Raw genomic sequence first — 15,265 nt, 5'->3', positions numbered from 1 at the left:
TTCCCGTCGCCTTACGGCCGAGCGTGGAAGCGCGGGACGGCCGCTGCGAGCGAGTCCGGGGAAGCGGTGCACGTCCGCCGGGATCTGACACGTCCTCCGGTCAGGGGATCAAGGGAAACGGCGAGGAAACAGCGGCTGCCCTATTACTGGTCGGCATGATCTACAGGACTGCACTGACGGCACTGGCCCTGGCGCTGACGGGGCTGGTGGCGCATCCGGCTCCCGCGGGCGCGAGGTCTGATGCGTCCGCTCCGGAGTGGACCTCCTGCCCGGCCTACTCCGATGAGGTGATCCGCGGCCTGGGCGTGGCGGAGGACAAGGTCGCGGCCTTCCGCTCCACGATGAAACGCCTGGAGTGCGGCACCGTCAGGGTGCCGCTGGACCATGGTGACCCCGGCGGACGGGAGATCGACATCGCGGTGACCAGACTGGCCGCCACGGACCAGGAACACCGGCTCGGCGCCCTGGCCATCCTGCCGGGCGGACCCGGCAACAGCGGCTACCTGGACCCGGTGCTGCGGGCCGCGCTCAGGAACGAGGAGATGGCCGGGCTCAACGAGCGCTACGACATCATCGGCTTCGACCCGCGCGGGGTCGGCTACAGCACCAAGGTCGCCTGCCCCGCCCCGCCGCCGGGCCCCCGGGAGCCCGGCACGCTGACCGAGCAGGCCGCCAGGAAAATCTACGACGCCCAGGCCGCCTCGAACCAGGAGTGCGGGCGCTCCGACCCCGCCTTCCTCGGACAGCTCACCACCGAGAACGTGGCCAGGGACCTCGGCCTCGTACGCACCGCGCTGGGCGAGAGCAGGCTCGACCTGCTCGGCTTCTCCTGGGGCACCTACCTGGGCATGGTCTACCGCAGTCTGTATCCCGGACAGACCGGGCGGGCCTTCCTGGACAGCGTGGCACCGCCGTGGACCCGCCTCGACGAGCACGCCAAGGGCGCCGCGGAGGCGGCCGAGCGAAACTTCGGCCGCATGGCCGTATGGCTGGCCCGCCGCGACGGGCTCTACGGGCTGGGCGCCACCGCCCGGCAGGTGCGCCAGGAGGTCGCGAAGCTGGTGCGCGCGTACGACAAGACGCCCAGGACGTACTCCGACCTGTCACGGCCCGTGGACGGCTCGGCGGTCGCCGACCTGGCCAGGCGCAACTCGACCGAGTGGACGCGCGCCGGCAAGGCGCTCTCCGAGCTGCGCAAGGCGACGGGCACCACCGCGCCGCCCACCGTCAAGGAGTTGCTGGGCGCACCGATGATGGGCGCGCCCGTCCCCGGCACGCCCGAGATGCTGAACCCGACCATGAACCGGGCCGTCGCGTGCAACGAGGACAGCAGCCGGGCCGCGTTCGACGACGCCTGGCGCGACTACCAGCAGCTCGTCAAGCGCTACCCGGCGACCGGCCGGTCGTGGGGGCCGCCGGCCATGTGCCAGGGCTGGCCGCTGCCGGTGCGGCAGGCCACACTGAAGCGGAGCGGCGGGTCGCTGGTGCTGGCGGGGCACCTGCACGAGTACATGTCCGCCTACGACTGGACGCTGCAGACGCGGCGCGCCATCGGCGGCACCGTGTACACGGTCGCCGACGACGTGCATGTGTCGGCCACCCGGGTGCCCGAGTGCGCCGCCGACGTGGTCCGCTACTTCGAGACAGGCAAGATCGACGGCGGCTGCGCGGGCAGCCCGATCCCGAGCTGACGCGCTGCGTCTCAGGCGAACAAGCCCATGATCTTGGACGCCGCCTCCCCCAGCTGCGCCACGCCGGGGGCGGCGTCCACCAGGCCGTTCCAGAATGTCTTCAGGCGGGCCTTGCGCGGCTCCGGCCGATCGAGCTCCTCCATGAGCCCGTCGAGATTCTCCCGCGCGGCCTCGTCGCCGGACTCCGCAACGTGTTCGGTGATGACGCGCAGGGCCTGGGCCACGTCCTCGCCGTCGCGGGTGGCGATGCGGTTGAGAGCGTTGACCAGCAGCGAGCGGTTGACGATGGTGGCGCCGGCGCCGATGTCACTGAAATTGTCGCCCATCACGACCTGTTGCTCCATTCTGGCGCGAATGACGTTGAGCTGATTCTGCTGCACAAAAAGGTTCTCGATGTTCACGCGTCGCCCGCGGCCCTCGAACACGTTGGCCACTTCTTCCGGCCGCAGCCTGCCCTGGGATATCTTCTCGAGGGAGAAGACCGCGTCGGCGAAGCGTGGCATGTACTCGTCGAAATCTGTGATGATCCTTCCCTCGTGCAGGGCCTCGACGTACCTTACGAGCCAGGGAATACGTTTGGTGAGCGTACCGCGTTCACCCGGCACGAAGTCGATGTAGGCGGCAGCGTACCGACCGTACTCGAAAAGTGATTCCGAGCCTGTCTGGCTCCGGAATATGACGGCGGCGCTGGCGAGCGGCTTGCGGGATGTCGTGTCCCATCGCATCGGCAGCGGTTCGACCCGGTCCACTCTGACGTACAAGGGCGGCACCCGACGGTAGTCGGAGTAGAGCGGGGTGAAGGCGTCCGGGAGGAACATGACCCGCCCCGCGAGGTGGGCCCGTACCGCACCGTACACCGCTATGTCCTCGATGACCTGGTCGTAGGCCGACTCGGTCAGCCCGACGGGCACTCCCTCGTGAGCGACGAGGGAGGAGGAGGCCGACATGAACCAGAGCCGCCCGTCCTCGGTCAATCGATCTCTGAGCCGGATACAGCCGTAGCCGCCGCGCAACATGCGGTTCTTTCCGTCAAGGGTGTAGACCTCAGGGGATTCCGGTTCCGAGCTCCGGTACCTCTGCAACTCATCACCCGGCAGCGTGAAGAAATGAGCTCGCGCCGTCCTTCGCGACCGTTCCGCATCGGGCGTGTGATAGAGGCCCGGAGACCTCGGGAACCATTCGAGCAGGAAGAAATCCTGGAGGCGGACCCGGTACCGGGAGCGGAGCTTCTCGGCGAACACGCTCTCCCAGAAGTCCTCATTGCTGAGGAATTCCCTGCTCGCGGGAACCCGGCCAGAGCCCGGGTCGCTCAACACGAGGCCGGCCGTGGCCAACTGGGCGTCCAGCTCCTTGCCGAGGCCGACGGACAGGGGAGTCAGAAAAAGGGCGCCATCGTCGGACCCGATCACCTGTGACCTCCTCGTCACCGCTCGGCGGCACGATCGCACCGCACGACGATACTCCCAGCCCGTTCTCCCCGGGCGGCGTCCATTTGCGGACAAAGGTCGTGACAACTGCCGCGTGATCTGCGATACATCGATCAAGGCCATTCGGCGTGCGGGGGCGCTGTCCTTGTCCTTCACACCCATTCCGGGGGTCCCCTTGAAGCGGCTCTGCAGCGCCCTGACGTCCATCGTGCTCGTCTCCGCCGTGCTCATCGGCTGGAACGCTCCATCCGCCGCGGCGTTACCTGCCCAGTTCCAGAAACAGACGGTCTTCAGCGGCCTGAACCACCCGTCCAACCTCGAGTTCTCCCCTGACGGGCGGGTGTTCGTGGCCGAGAAGAGCGGCCTGATCAAGGTCTTCGACTCGCTCACCGACACCACGCCCGCCATCTACGCCGACCTGCGCACCCAGGTGCACAACTTCTGGGACCGCGGCCTGCTCGGCCTCGCGCTGCACCCGGACTTCCCGTCCGATCCCCGCATGTACGTTCTGTACGCCTACGACGCCGTCCCCGGCGGCACCGCGCCGCGCTGGGGCACCCCGGGCGGCACGGACGACCCCTGCCCGACCCCGCCCGGCGCCACCGCCGACGGCTGCCTGGTCACCGGCCGCCTGTCGGTGATCTCCCCCACCGGGGCCGAGACGCCGCTGATCACCGACTGGTGCCAGCAGCACCCCAGCCACTCCGTGGGCGACCTGCAGTTCGGCCCCGACGGCGCGCTGTACGCCTCCGGCGGCGACGGCGCCAGCTTCAACTTCGCCGACTACGGCCAGGACAACCTGCCCGCCTCCGACGTCACCCCGGACAACCCGTGCGGCGACCCGCCGTCCCCGGTCGGCACCGCGCTGACCCCGCCCGCCGCCGAGGGTGGCGCGCTGCGCTCGCAGGACGTGCGCACCGGCGCCGACCCCGCCGGCCTGGCCGGCACCGTGATCCGGATAAATCCGGATACGGGGGCCGCTGCCTCCGGCAATCCGAACGCCGCCAGCACCGACCCCAACGTCGCCAGGATCGTCGCCCACGGCCTGCGCAACCCGTTCCGCATCACCCACCGCCCCGGCACCGGCGAGATCTGGTCCGGCGAGGTCGGCTGGAGCACGTACGAGGAGATCAACCGCATCGCCTCGCCCACGACGGCCGTGCCCAACTTCGGCTGGCCCTGCTACGAGGGCGCCGGCCGCCAGGCCGGCTACGACAACCTCAACCTGACCCTGTGCGAGAGCCTGTACACGGCCGGCGCCGCCGCGCACACCGCCCCGCACTTCGCCTGGAACCACAACTCCAGGCCCGCCCCGAACGACCCGTGCCCGACCGGCGGCTCCTCCTCCAGCGGCGTGGCCTTCTACGAGGGCGGCGACTACCCGGCCGGCTACGACGGCGCGCTGTTCTTCTCCGACTACAGCCGCTCGTGCGTCTGGGTGATGACCACGGGCGCGAACGGCCTGCCCGACCCCGCCACGGTGGCGAACTTCGACTCCGGCATCCCCGCCGTGGAGCTGGAGATCGGCCCCGGCGGAGACCTGTTCGCCGTCGACTACGCCAACGGCACGATCGTCCGCTACATCTACGACAACACTCCGCCCACCGCCGTCATCGACGCCACGCCGGCGTCGGGCGACGCCCCGCTCACGGTGAACTTCTCCGCCGCCCGCTCCGGCGACGCCGACGGCGACCCCCTCACGTACGCCTGGGACCTGGACGGAGACGGCGAGCTCGACGACTCCACCTCGGCCACCCCTTCCTTCACCTACCAGCAGCCCGGCTCCCCGGTGGTGCGGCTGCGGGTCAGCGACGACCGCGGCGGCCAGGGCGACGCCACCACGACGATCAACGTGGCCAACACCGCGCCCGCGGCCACCATCACCGCGCCCACGGCGGCCACCACGTGGGCGGTCGGCCAGTCGATCGCGTTCTCCGGGAGCGGCAGTGACGCGCAGGACGGCACGGTCCCCGGCTCGCGCATGCGCTGGGCGCTCATCATGCACCACTGTCCCAGCACCTGCCACGAGCACGAGATCACCACGTTCACCGGCGCGAGCGGCTCGTTCCAGGCGCCGGACCACGAGTACCCCTCGCACCTGGAGCTGCGCCTGACCGTCACCGACACCCATGGGCTGACCGGCACCGAGAGCGTGCTGCTGCAGCCCAGGACCGTGCAGCTGACGTTCGCCTCCGTGCCGTCCGGGCTGCGGCTGGGCTTCAACAGCGAGCAGGTGGCCACGCCGTTCACCCGCACGGTCATCGTCGGCTCCGGCAACTCGGTCTCGGCGCCGTCGCCGCAGGCCGCGGGCGGCCAGAGCTACGCGTTCGCGTCGTGGTCCGACGGCGGGGCCGCCTCGCACCAGGTGGTGGCGCCCGCGGCGGCGAGCACGTACACGGCCTCCTACACGCTGGTGCCGCCCGCGGGCGGGCTGGTGGCCGCGTACGGCATGAACGAGGCCTCGGGCAGCGCGGTCGCCGACTCCTCGGGCAACGGCAACACCGGCACCGCCACCGGCACGAGCCGCACGTCGAGCGGCAGGTACGGCCGGGCCCTGTCCTTCAACGGCCTGCTGAGCCAGGTCAACGTGCCGGACTCGGCCGGGCTGCGGCTGACCACCGGCATGACGCTGGAGGCGTGGGTACGCCCGTCGAGCGTCAGCGGCTGGCGCACCGTGGTCATGAAACGGCACGCGGGCGGCCTGGCGTACGCGCTGTCGGCCGGCGCGCCCGACCAGCGGCCGCACGCCCGCATCCACACCACCGCCGCCGCCGCCGACCTGCCCGGCACGGCCGCGCTCCCGGTCGGTACGTGGTCCCATCTGGCGGCCACGTACGACGGCTCGCTGCTGCGGCTCTACGTCAACGGCACGCAGGTGGCGCAGCAGCCGGTCACGGGCCCGATCCGCACGGACGGCGGCGCGCTCAGGATCGGCGGCAACGGCCTGCTGAACCAGGTCTTCAGCGGCCAGATCGACGAGGTGCGCGTCTACGGCAGAGCCCTCACGCAGGCGCAGATCCAGACGGACATGAACACGCCGGTGAGCTGACCCCGCCGAGGCCCGGCGCGGTGCGGCGCGCCGGGCCTCACATGGCGGTGATCACGTTCTGCACGATCAGCCCCACGGCCGACAGCGCCGCCACCGTCAGCACCGCCACCCGCACCTTGCCCCCGTCGAGGTAGCGCCGCAGCGGCCCCGACACCAGGAACCCGAGCACCATGGGCACGATGAGCACGCTCCCGGTCAGCAGCGCCTGGCCGGGCAGCTCCCCCACGAGCTGGAGGATGACCAGCGACTGGGCCGCGCTCAGGAAGAAGTACATCGCGAGGGTGGCCCTGATCTGGGGCCCCTTGGCGTTCTGGTAGACGAGCGCGATGGGCGGGCCGCCGATGCCGGTGGCGGTGCCGGTGATGCCGGAGACGAACCCGGCCGAGGTGATCGTGTACCCGTTGCGCGGCACGCTCAGCGCCCTGGCCGTCAGCGCCACCGCGATCAGCACCATGACGGCGACGAAGATGCCTCTGGTGTATACGGAAACGTAGACAATGATGACTGCGGCAATGGCGCTGCCGGGCAACCTGCCGAGCAGCGCGAACCCCAGCCCCCGCCAGTCCACCCGCCTCCATTCGGCGGCCAGTGTGAACAGCGGCAGCATCATGTTGACCACCTGGATCGCGCCGGGCATGAGGTCGGGGGCCAGCATGGTGAGCACGGGCGCGGCGACCAGCCCCAGCCCGAATCCGACCCCGCCTTGGACGATGGCGCCGACGAAGACCGCCAAGCTGCCCACAATCAGCACCAATGCCGCATTTGTCATGCAGCAGAGTCAATCATCTTTACTCTGTGTTGCCATAAGTGCCATGCGAGTAATGGCGCCGCGATAGTGTTCCTGCCGACGCGCACGTAGCCTGACGAGTATGGGTGCGAAGCATAACGCGGCGACCACGATTCGTGTCAGCGTCAAGACGAGAGACCGCCTAGCCAAGATCGCCCGCCAGGAGGGCCGGAACATGACCGAGGTGCTCAACGACGCCATCACCGACTACGAGCAGAAGCTGTTCTGGCAGACGGTCAACGAGCAGATCGAGCGCACCCAACGCGAGGATCCGGAGGGCTGGGCCGACTATCTGGCCGAGCGTGAACTCGTGCTGGGCGGGAAGCCGCGCTCCCGCCAGATCGCTCCCGAGTGGGAGGGGCTGATCACATTTCCCGAGGAGAAAGAGTGAAACTAGCGCAAGGTGACATCTGGTTCACCAGTTTCGGCCGGCCGACCGGTCGTGAGCAAGGCTTCGACCGCCCAGCCTTGATCGTCAGCAACGACCATCTCAACCAGTCGCGGCTCGACCTCGTTCTCGCAGTGCCGCTGACCACGCGAGATCGCGGCTACATGACCCACGTGCGCATCGACCGTGACGGCACCGGGCTGACCAGAACCAGTTGGGCGATGATGGAACAGCTCCGCGCCGTCTCACCCGACCGGTTCGACTTCTACGTCGGCAGTGCGCCCGATGAGGTGATCGACGAAGCGGTCACGGTGCTGAAGCGGATGTTGTGAAAGTTGGCCGCCCGGCGAAAAAGCGGTTCGCCGGGTGGCGCCTCTCATCCTGTCACAGCACGCCTGCCCTTAGGCTGCCGACCGTGCGATCCACACCCCTCATCCTCGCCGCCCTCCTCTTCACCGGAGCGCCGGCGGCTCAGCCCGCGCACGCCGCCCCGCCCCCGTTCCCCGGGAAGGCCGGCAAACTGGCTGTCACCGCCTGCCCCGAGCCGCCGCTCAGCACCGGCGGGATCCCGCGGACCCGCGAGTACCTCGACACGGTCGTGAAATGTCTGAACACGTCATGGTCGGCGTACTTCGGGCGGACCGGGGTGCGCTTCGAGCGGCCGGCCGTGCGCTACGCCGAGGCGGGCACGGTGTGCGGGGTGCCGGTCGCGGACGTGGACGCGTTCTACTGCCACCCCGCCAGGACCCTGGTGTTCCCGCTGAGCGGGCGCTGGATCGAGGGGCGTACGGACCTGTACCCGTTCAAGGTCGCCGCCCACGAGTACGCCCACCACCTGCAGACCCTCACCGGCGTGCGCCGCTCCTACGAGGCCCGGTACCGGGCCGAGCCGGGTGCCCGCGGCGAGTTGCGGCGCCGGTTCGAGCTGCAGGCCGACTGCCTGGCCGGGGTGTTCATGGGCAGCGTGCGCGCGTCGCTCGCCCGTACGGACGAGGACTGGTCGGCCCTGTACGAGGCGGTGCGCGCCAGTGGGGACGACGGCGAGCGGCGCAGCCACGGCAAGGGCGCCGGCCGGGCCTCCTGGTTCGAGCGCGGCGCCACCACGACCTCGCCCGCCGCCTGCGACACCTGGTCGGCGCCCGCAGCCAGAGTGTCCTAGGCCGCCACCCCGGCGATGAAGGAGCGCAGCAGGGCGAAGAGGCGCTCGCCCTCGGTGTCGGGGATGAAGTGGCCGGAGCGTTCGAACACCTCCAGGCGCGCGCCGGGCAGGCCGTCCGCGATCTCCCTGGCCGCGCTCAGCGGGGTGATGGGGTCGCGGGAGCCGGCCACGACGAGCGCCGGGCACCGGACGGCGGCCAGGCTGGGGACCAGGTCGAAGCGGGCGGTGGACATGAAGCTCATCGTGAGCCCGGGGTTGGTGACGATCCGGGCCATGGCCTCGATGTCGGACTGTGCGGGGAAGTCCGGGTCGGGGCTGTAGGCGGGCGCGCAGAGCCGCCCGAAGGCCGCGAACGTCTCCGGGGTCCCCTCGGTCAGGAACGCCTTCGCGGCCGTGGCGGCCTCCTCTCCCGCCTCGGCGCGGAAGCCTTCGACGATCCGGTCCAGGTCCCAGCGGGCGACGGTGCTCTGCAGGATCAGCCCTGCCGCGTGGCCGGGGTGGCGGGAGGCGTAGCTCATGGCCACCGCGCCGCCCCAGGACCAGCCGAGCACGATCGGCTTGACGATGCCGAGGGTGTCGCACAGGGCGCGTACGTCATCGCCCCACTGGTCGAGGTGCCAGGTGGCGGGGTCGGAGTCCTGGCTGCGGCCGTTGCCGCGCTGGTCGACGTAGACGAGCTGGGCCAGGTCGGCGAGCTGCCGGTAGGCGGGCTTGAAGATCGAATGGTCGTGGCCGGGGCCGCCGTGGAGCAGCAACAGGGTCGGCTTCTCGCGCATCGTGTAGCCGTCGGGCTCCAGGGCGGCGCCCTCGACGTCGACGTACAACGAGGTGCCGTTCACCTGAACACGCATGGGATCCTCCAGTCAGCGGGGGTTCATGATCAGTCTCACCGCCGCCCGGTGGCGGGCGCCATGAAGGCCACCCCCTGACGCCGGTAGGGAGCACCCCACCACCTGGAACCCTCAGCCGTTCAGCACGCCGGCGAGGCGGGCGGCCTGGGCGGCGAGGCCGGGGATGCTGGAGGTGATGAACGACCCGCCTCCGGCCAGGTCCCCCAGCACGTGCAGGCGCGGGTCGGCGGGGACCAGCCCGCCCGACGGGTGCAGCGCCGCCAGCCCCTCCTCGATGAGGGTGGTGACCAGCGGTTCCGCCGCGCCGGGCACGGCCTGGGGCGGCGCGTTCACGGCGTTGACCGCGACGTCCACGCGCAGGTCCCCGCCGTCGCCCCGGACCCGGAACCCGCCGTCCGCCGCCGCCTCGATCTTGCTTACGCCGGCGAGGACGGAGAGCTGCCCCGATGCGAACAGGCGCAGCAGGGCGGCGGCGTTCACCGGCACCATCGGCGAGGCCACGGCGGTGGCCAGGCGGGCGTGGCGGCGCAGCCGCTCGCGGTCTTGCTCGGGCAGCAACCGCCACGCGAACGGGCCGACGACGTGCGCGGCCTCCTGCAGCACCCGCCGCGCGATCGCGGGCTCACCGACGGCAGCCAGTTGCCGCCGCAACCGCTCGGCGGGCGATTCCCGCCGCAGCTGTTCGGCGGGCGATTTCTGCCGCAGTCGCTCGGCGGGCGGCTCGAACTGTGCCGGCAGCAGCTCGCCGGTGAAGGCCGCGTAGTCCTCGCCCGCCTCCTCCAGCTCAGCCCGCAGCAGCCCGGCCAGGTCGTCGAGGGTGACGGTGCCGCGCTCGCGGCGCAGCGCCTCCACCCGCTCGATGGTCAGGTGCCGCCGCTGGTGGCCGAGCGGGCGCTGCCAGACGGCGGGGAGCAGGCCGCTGCGCGAGACGAGGGCGATCCGGCCGGCATGGCCGCGCGCCGCCAGCGACACGACCACGTCCACGGCCGTCAGCCCGCTGCCGATCACCGCGACGGCGGCCTCGCCCGGGACCCCGGCGAGCGTGTCCGCCAGCGGGTACGGATCACCGACATACCCGGGCGCCCCGCCCAGCCCGTAGTGGTCCTGCGGCGTCCCCACGCCCACGCACACCACAACCTGGTCGGCCAGGTGCTCCCGCCCGTCGGCAGTCCGCAGCACCACCGGCGGCCCGCCACCGGTGCGGCTCGCCGCGATGACGCGGGAGGTGACGACGCGGGTGCGCCAGCCTCGGGCCCGCAGCCGCGCCAGGGCGGTCTCGGCGGTCTCGGCCAGGTACTCGCCGTAGAGGGCACGCGGCACCAGCGGCTGTCCCAGCAGCTCGTCGAGGTGGTCGGCGGCACGTTCCGGGCCGAGCCAGGCGGCGTAGTGCCCGGAGTCGGAGCCGCGGATGGACATGATGGCGGGCGGCGCGTTGACCAGCACGCTGTCCAGATCGGGCCCGTACGCCCGGCCCCGCCACAGGTTCGTGCCCGGCTCGAACACGGTGACCTCCGCCCCCTCCGCCTCCCCGGCGGCCAGCGCGTCCAGCAGTCCGACCGCGGCGGCCCCGGCCCCGATGATCGCGAGATGCACGGCGTTCTCCTTCGTCTGCGTACTCGTTCCAAGCGACGGGTCCGAGCCTCGCGGGCGCGGCGACCGCGTCCCATCCCCCGCGCGCGGCCGATCGCCCGGGGAATGACCCCCTCAAACGGGGGGTTGGCGAAGAAGGGCCGTCCGGGCAGGCTGGCCCCCGGAGAAGAAGCGGGGCGCACCCGGAGAAGACGCAGGAGCGCACGCCAGACCGAGGAGGCGAGATCACCCGTCCGGACCGAGGAGGCGAGATGACCCGCCCGCACCGTCACGCCGAGATCCTGTCGGCGGCCGATCGGGCGGCCGACGCGCTCGACTGCTTCGGCCGCGCCTCGGCCCGGCTGCGGCGGCTGATGCCGTTCGACGCCGCCGTGTGGTCGGCGACCGACCCGGAAACGGGCCTGGTGACCGCGCCCATGCTGGTGGAGAACCTCGGCTCGGGCGAGGGGTGCGGCGCCTACTGGGAGAGCGAGCTCCTGGAGGAGAACGTGCTGCCGTTCCGCGACCTGGCCCGCGCCACCGTGCCCGCGGCGGGGCTGCGCGCGGCCACCGGCGGCCTGCCGGCCCGCAGCGCCCGCTTCCGCAGCCTGCTCGGCGGCCAGGGCATCGACGACGAGCTGCGGGCCGTGCTGCGGATCGGCGGCCGGCCGTGGGGCTCGGTGAGCCTGTTCCGCATGCGCGGCGCTCCGGCGTTCGGGCAGGACGACGTCGCGCTGCTCGCCGAGCTGTCCGAGCCGCTCGCCGACCGCCTGCGCCGCTTCGCCACCCCGCACAACCCGCACGGCGGGAACGGCCAGCACGGCCCGCACGGCGGAAACGACCCGCACGGCGGAAACGGCGGGGACGGAGGGGCCGATGAAGGCGGCGGGGGTGGCAGCTCGGCGCCGGGTTTGGTGCTGTTCGACGAGAGCGGCGACGCCACGTCGATCAACGAGGAGGCACGCGCCCATCTCGCCTCGCTGCCGGACGGCCCGTCCACCCCGTCACCGCTGGGCGTGCGGCTGCCGATCTGGCTGGTCGGCACGGCGCTCCAGGCGCGGGCCATCGCCCAGGGCCGCGATCGCGGCAACGCCCGCATCCGCCTGCGGACCCGCGACGGGCGGTGGCTGAGCTGCCGCGCCTCCTGCCTGAGCGGCTCCGGCGGCCGGCCGGGCCCCGTCGTGCTCGTCATCGAGCCGGCCGCCCCCGCCGACCTGGCTCTCATCGTCGCCCAGTCGTACGGCCTGACGCCGCGCGAGTTCGAGATCGCCCGGCTCGTGGCGCAGGGCCTGGCCACCTCGGAGATCGCCGCGGCCCTGTTCATCTCCCCGCACACCGTCAGGGGCCACTTGAAGGCCGTCTTCGGCAAGGCGGGCCTGTCCAGCAGGGGCGAACTCGTCGCCCGGCTGTTCGCCGGCTAGTACCTCCGGGAAGGCAAGAGCCGCCTCGCGGGGGGTGTCCCGCGGGGCGGCTCTCAGGGTGTCGGGTGGTTCCCCCGATACGGGGCGCGTGAGGATCGCGCCCCAACCCCCGCGTTCCCGCCCGGCTCATGACCGGGCGAGGACGCGGGAAGACCTGCCTCACTTGGCCAGCAGCCTCACTTGGCCAGCAGCGAGCGCAGCACGTACTGCATGATGCCGCCGTGCCGGTAGTAGTCGGCCTCGCCGGGCGTGTCGATGCGGACGACCGCGTCGAACTCGATGTCGCCCGCCTTGACGTGCACGGTCTGCGGGATGCCGGTGCCCTGGTTGAGCTCCTCGACGCCCGTGATGTCGAACGTCTCCTCGCCCGTCAGCCCCAGCGCCTCGGCCGAGCCTCCCTCGGGGAACTGCAGCGGCAGCACGCCCATGCCGATCAGGTTGGAGCGGTGAATGCGCTCGTACGACTCGGCGATGACCGCGCGCACGCCCAGCAGCGCCGTGCCCTTGGCCGCCCAGTCACGCGAGGAGCCGGAGCCGTACTCCTTGCCGGCCAGCACCACCAGCGGCGTGCCGGCCGCGGCGTAGTTGACGGAGGCGTCGTAGATGAACGACACGGGCCCGTCGGCCTGGGTGAAGTCGCGGGTGTAGCCGCCCTCGGTGCCCGGCGCGATCTGGTTGCGCAGGCGGATGTTGGCGAACGTGCCGCGGATCATCACCTCGTGGTTGCCGCGCCGCGAGCCGTAGGAGTTGAAGTCCTTGACCTCGACGCCGTTGGCCTGGAGGTACTGGGCGGCGGGGGTGCCGACCTTGATGGAGCCGGCCGGCGAGATGTGGTCGGTGGTGACCGAGTCGCCGACCTTGACCAGCACGCGGGCGCCCTTGATGTCGGTGACGGGCTCCGGCTGCTCCGGCATGCCGTCGAAGTAGGGGGCCTTGCGCACGTAGGTGGAGTCGGGGTCCCACTCGAACGTGTCGCCGGTCGGGATCGGCAGCGAGCGCCAGTGGTCGTCGCCCTTGAACACGTCGGCGTAGTCGCGCTCGAACATGTCGCGGCCGATCGAGGAGTTGACCACCGCGGCGATCTCCTCCGGCGACGGCCAGATGTCGCGCAGGTAGACCGGCTCGCCGTCGTTGCCGAGGCCGAGCGGCTCGGTGTCGAGGTCGAGGTCCATGGTGCCGGCCAGCGCGTAGGCGACCACGAGCGGCGGCGAGGCCAGGTAGTTCATCTTGACGTCGGGGTTGATCCGGCCCTCGAAGTTGCGGTTGCCGGACAGCACCGCGGTGACGGCCAGGTCGTTGGCCTGGATGGCCTCGGAGATCTCGGGGAGGAGCGGGCCCGAGTTGCCGATGCAGGTGGTGCAGCCGTAGCCGACGAGGTTGAAGCCGATCTTGTCGAGGTACGGCTGGAGGCCGGAGCGCTCGAAGTAACCGGTGACGACCTGGGAGCCCGGCGCCAGCGAGGTCTTGACCCACGGCTTGCGGGTCAGGCCCTTCTCGACGGCGTTGCGGGCCAGCAGGGCCGCGCCGAGCATGACGAACGGGTTGGAGGTGTTGGTGCACGAGGTGATCGCGGCGATGGAGACGATGCCGTGGTCGATCTCGAAGGAGGTGCCGTCGGCCAGCGTGACGGGCACCGGCTTGTGCGGCCGGCTGCCGTTGGCGCTGGCGTTGGAGGCGGGCGCGTCGGAGGCGGGGAAGCTCTCCTCGACGGCCTCGTCGACGCCGTCGGCCACGTAGTTCTGCACGTCGTGGCGCCAGGTGGCCTTGGCGGCAGACAGGACGATGCGGTCCTGCGGGCGCTTGGGGCCGGCGATCGACGGGACGACGGTGGCCAGGTCGAGCTCGATGTACTCGGAGAACTCGGGCTCGGGCGCGGACGGGTCGAGCCACAGGCCCTGGGCCTTGGCGTACGCCTCGACGAGGGCGATCTGCTCCTCGGAGCGGCCGGTCAGGCGCAGGTAGTCGACGGTCTGGCCGTCGATCGGGAAGATCGCGCAGGTGGAGCCGAACTCGGGGCTCATGTTGCCGATCGTGGCCCGGTCGGCCAGCGGCACGGACGAGACGCCCTCGCCGTAGAACTCGACGAACTTGCCGACCACGCCGTGCTTGCGCAGGATCTCGGTGATGGTCAGCACCAGGTCGGTGGCGGTGGCGCCGGCGGGCAGCTTGCCGCTGAGCTTGAAGCCGACCACGCGCGGGATGAGCATGGAGATCGGCTGGCCGAGCATCGCGGCCTCGGCCTCGATGCCGCCGACGCCCCAGCCGAGCACGCCGATGCCGTTCTCCATCGTGGTGTGGGAGTCGGTGCCGACGCAGGTGTCGGGGTAGGCCTTCCCGTCGCGGGTCATGACGACGCGGGCCAGGTGCTCGATGTTGACCTGGTGCACGATGCCGGTGCCGGGCGGGACGACCTTGAACTCGTCGAAGGCCGTCTGGCCCCAGCGCAGGAACTGGTAACGCTCGCGGTTGCGCTCGTACTCGCGCTCGACGTTGCGCTGGAAGGCGTCGGGGTGACCGAAGTAGTCGACGATGACCGAGTGGTCGATGACCATCTCGGCCGGGGCGAGTGGGTTGATGCGCGCGGCGTCGCCGCCGAGGTCGCGCACCGCCTCACGCATGGTGGCCAGGTCGACCACGCACGGCACGCCGGTGAAGTCCTGCATGATGACGCGGGCGGGCGTGAACTGGATCTCCACGCTCGGGGCCGCGCTGGGGTCCCACTCGCCCAGCGCACGGATGTGGTCGGCGGTGATGTTGGCGCCGTCCTCGGTGCGGAGGAGGTTCTCCAGCAGGATCTTCAGGCTGTACGGGAGGCGCGCGGAGCCCTCGACGGCGTCCAGCCGGAAGATCTCGTATGACGCGTCGCCGACGCGGAGCGTGTCACGGCTGCCGAAGCTGTTCGCGGACACGGTGATTCGCCTCC

11 protein-coding genes are annotated in these 15,265 nt (G+C 71.4%); 6 read left to right on the top strand and 5 right to left on the bottom strand.

Annotated elements, in window-relative coordinates; translation table 11 throughout:
- Nucleotides 1–155 precede the first annotated feature (155 nt).
- Nucleotides 156–1,691: an alpha/beta fold hydrolase gene (locus tag HD593_RS14000; RefSeq protein WP_185102587.1), complete on the top strand. Its 1,536-nt coding sequence runs from the start codon at nt 156–158 to the stop codon at nt 1,689–1,691.
- A gap of 11 nt (nt 1,692–1,702) precedes the next feature.
- Here HD593_RS14000 and HD593_RS13995 read toward each other — a convergent pair whose 3' ends face one another.
- Nucleotides 1,703–3,100 (bottom strand): hypothetical protein, encoded by a 1,398-nt coding sequence (locus HD593_RS13995; protein WP_185102586.1) that lies wholly within the window; start codon nt 3,098–3,100, stop codon nt 1,703–1,705.
- 193 nt (nt 3,101–3,293) lie between these two features.
- Between HD593_RS13995 and HD593_RS13990 the strand changes: the two genes are divergently transcribed.
- On the top strand, nt 3,294–6,167 hold the full coding sequence (locus HD593_RS13990; RefSeq protein WP_185102585.1) for a LamG-like jellyroll fold domain-containing protein: 2,874 nt from the start codon (nt 3,294–3,296) through the stop codon (nt 6,165–6,167).
- Between the two features lie 37 nt (nt 6,168–6,204).
- On the opposite strand, the gene HD593_RS13985 is transcribed toward HD593_RS13990, so the two are convergent.
- Complete coding sequence (locus HD593_RS13985) at nt 6,205–6,909, bottom strand: sulfite exporter TauE/SafE family protein (protein ID WP_312903459.1); 705 nt, start codon at nt 6,907–6,909, stop codon at nt 6,205–6,207.
- Nucleotides 6,910–7,036: 127 nt separating this feature from the next.
- Here HD593_RS13985 and HD593_RS13980 point away from each other — a divergent pair, with 127 nt between their 5' ends.
- The 3 genes from HD593_RS13980 (at nt 7,037) to HD593_RS13970 (ending at nt 8,501) form a co-directional block, all read left to right on the top strand.
- On the top strand, nt 7,037–7,345 hold the full coding sequence (locus HD593_RS13980) for an alkaline phosphatase family protein (RefSeq protein ID WP_185102583.1): 309 nt from the start codon (nt 7,037–7,039) through the stop codon (nt 7,343–7,345).
- Nucleotides 7,342–7,674 carry a type II toxin-antitoxin system PemK/MazF family toxin gene (locus HD593_RS13975; RefSeq protein WP_185102582.1) on the top strand — a complete coding sequence of 111 codons (333 nt, stop codon included), beginning with the start codon at nt 7,342–7,344 and terminating at the stop codon, nt 7,672–7,674. The genes HD593_RS13980 and HD593_RS13975 overlap by 4 nt, the downstream gene beginning before the upstream one ends.
- Before the next feature lie 83 nt (nt 7,675–7,757).
- A complete protein-coding gene (locus HD593_RS13970; protein WP_312903458.1) occupies nt 7,758–8,501 on the top strand; it encodes a neutral zinc metallopeptidase in 744 nt (247 codons plus the stop codon).
- Here HD593_RS13970 and HD593_RS13965 read toward each other — a convergent pair.
- The gene (locus tag HD593_RS13965; protein WP_185102581.1) at nt 8,498–9,352 is read right to left on the bottom strand and encodes an alpha/beta fold hydrolase; all 855 of its coding nucleotides are present in this window, start codon (nt 9,350–9,352) and stop codon (nt 8,498–8,500) included. The genes HD593_RS13970 and HD593_RS13965 overlap by 4 nt on opposite strands.
- Nucleotides 9,353–9,463: 111 nt before the next feature.
- Nucleotides 9,464–10,945, bottom strand: coding sequence for an FAD/NAD(P)-binding protein (locus HD593_RS13960; RefSeq protein WP_185102580.1), 1,482 nt, complete (start codon nt 10,943–10,945; stop codon nt 9,464–9,466).
- 248 nt (nt 10,946–11,193) lie between these two features.
- Here HD593_RS13960 and HD593_RS13955 point away from each other — a divergent pair, with 248 nt between their 5' ends.
- Nucleotides 11,194–12,342: a helix-turn-helix transcriptional regulator gene (locus HD593_RS13955; RefSeq protein WP_185102579.1), complete on the top strand. Its 1,149-nt coding sequence runs from the start codon at nt 11,194–11,196 to the stop codon at nt 12,340–12,342.
- Between the two features lie 176 nt (nt 12,343–12,518).
- On the opposite strand, the gene acnA is transcribed toward HD593_RS13955, so the two are convergent.
- Nucleotides 12,519–15,257 carry an aconitate hydratase AcnA gene (gene acnA, locus HD593_RS13950; protein WP_312904436.1) on the bottom strand — a complete coding sequence of 913 codons (2,739 nt, stop codon included), beginning with the start codon at nt 15,255–15,257 and terminating at the stop codon, nt 12,519–12,521.
- Between the last annotated feature and the right edge of the window lie 8 nt (nt 15,258–15,265).

Origin of the sequence: Nonomuraea rubra, assembly GCF_014207985.1 — a bacterium.
In the GTDB taxonomy this organism is placed as follows: Bacteria; Actinomycetota; Actinomycetes; order Streptosporangiales; family Streptosporangiaceae; genus Nonomuraea; species Nonomuraea rubra.
Note: the sequence above shows the minus strand (reverse complement) of the source record. Positions and strands in the feature narration are given on the sequence as shown.

Coding starts and splice junctions, on each gene's coding strand:
- HD593_RS13955 (WP_185102579.1), top strand. CDS start 11,194: ATGACCCGCCCGCACCGTCACGCCGAGATCCTGTCGGCGGCCGATCGG.
- HD593_RS14000 (WP_185102587.1), top strand. CDS start 156: ATGATCTACAGGACTGCACTGACGGCACTGGCCCTGGCGCTGACGGGG.
- HD593_RS13965 (WP_185102581.1), bottom strand. CDS start 9,352: ATGCGTGTTCAGGTGAACGGCACCTCGTTGTACGTCGACGTCGAGGGC.
- HD593_RS13980 (WP_185102583.1), top strand. CDS start 7,037: ATGGGTGCGAAGCATAACGCGGCGACCACGATTCGTGTCAGCGTCAAG.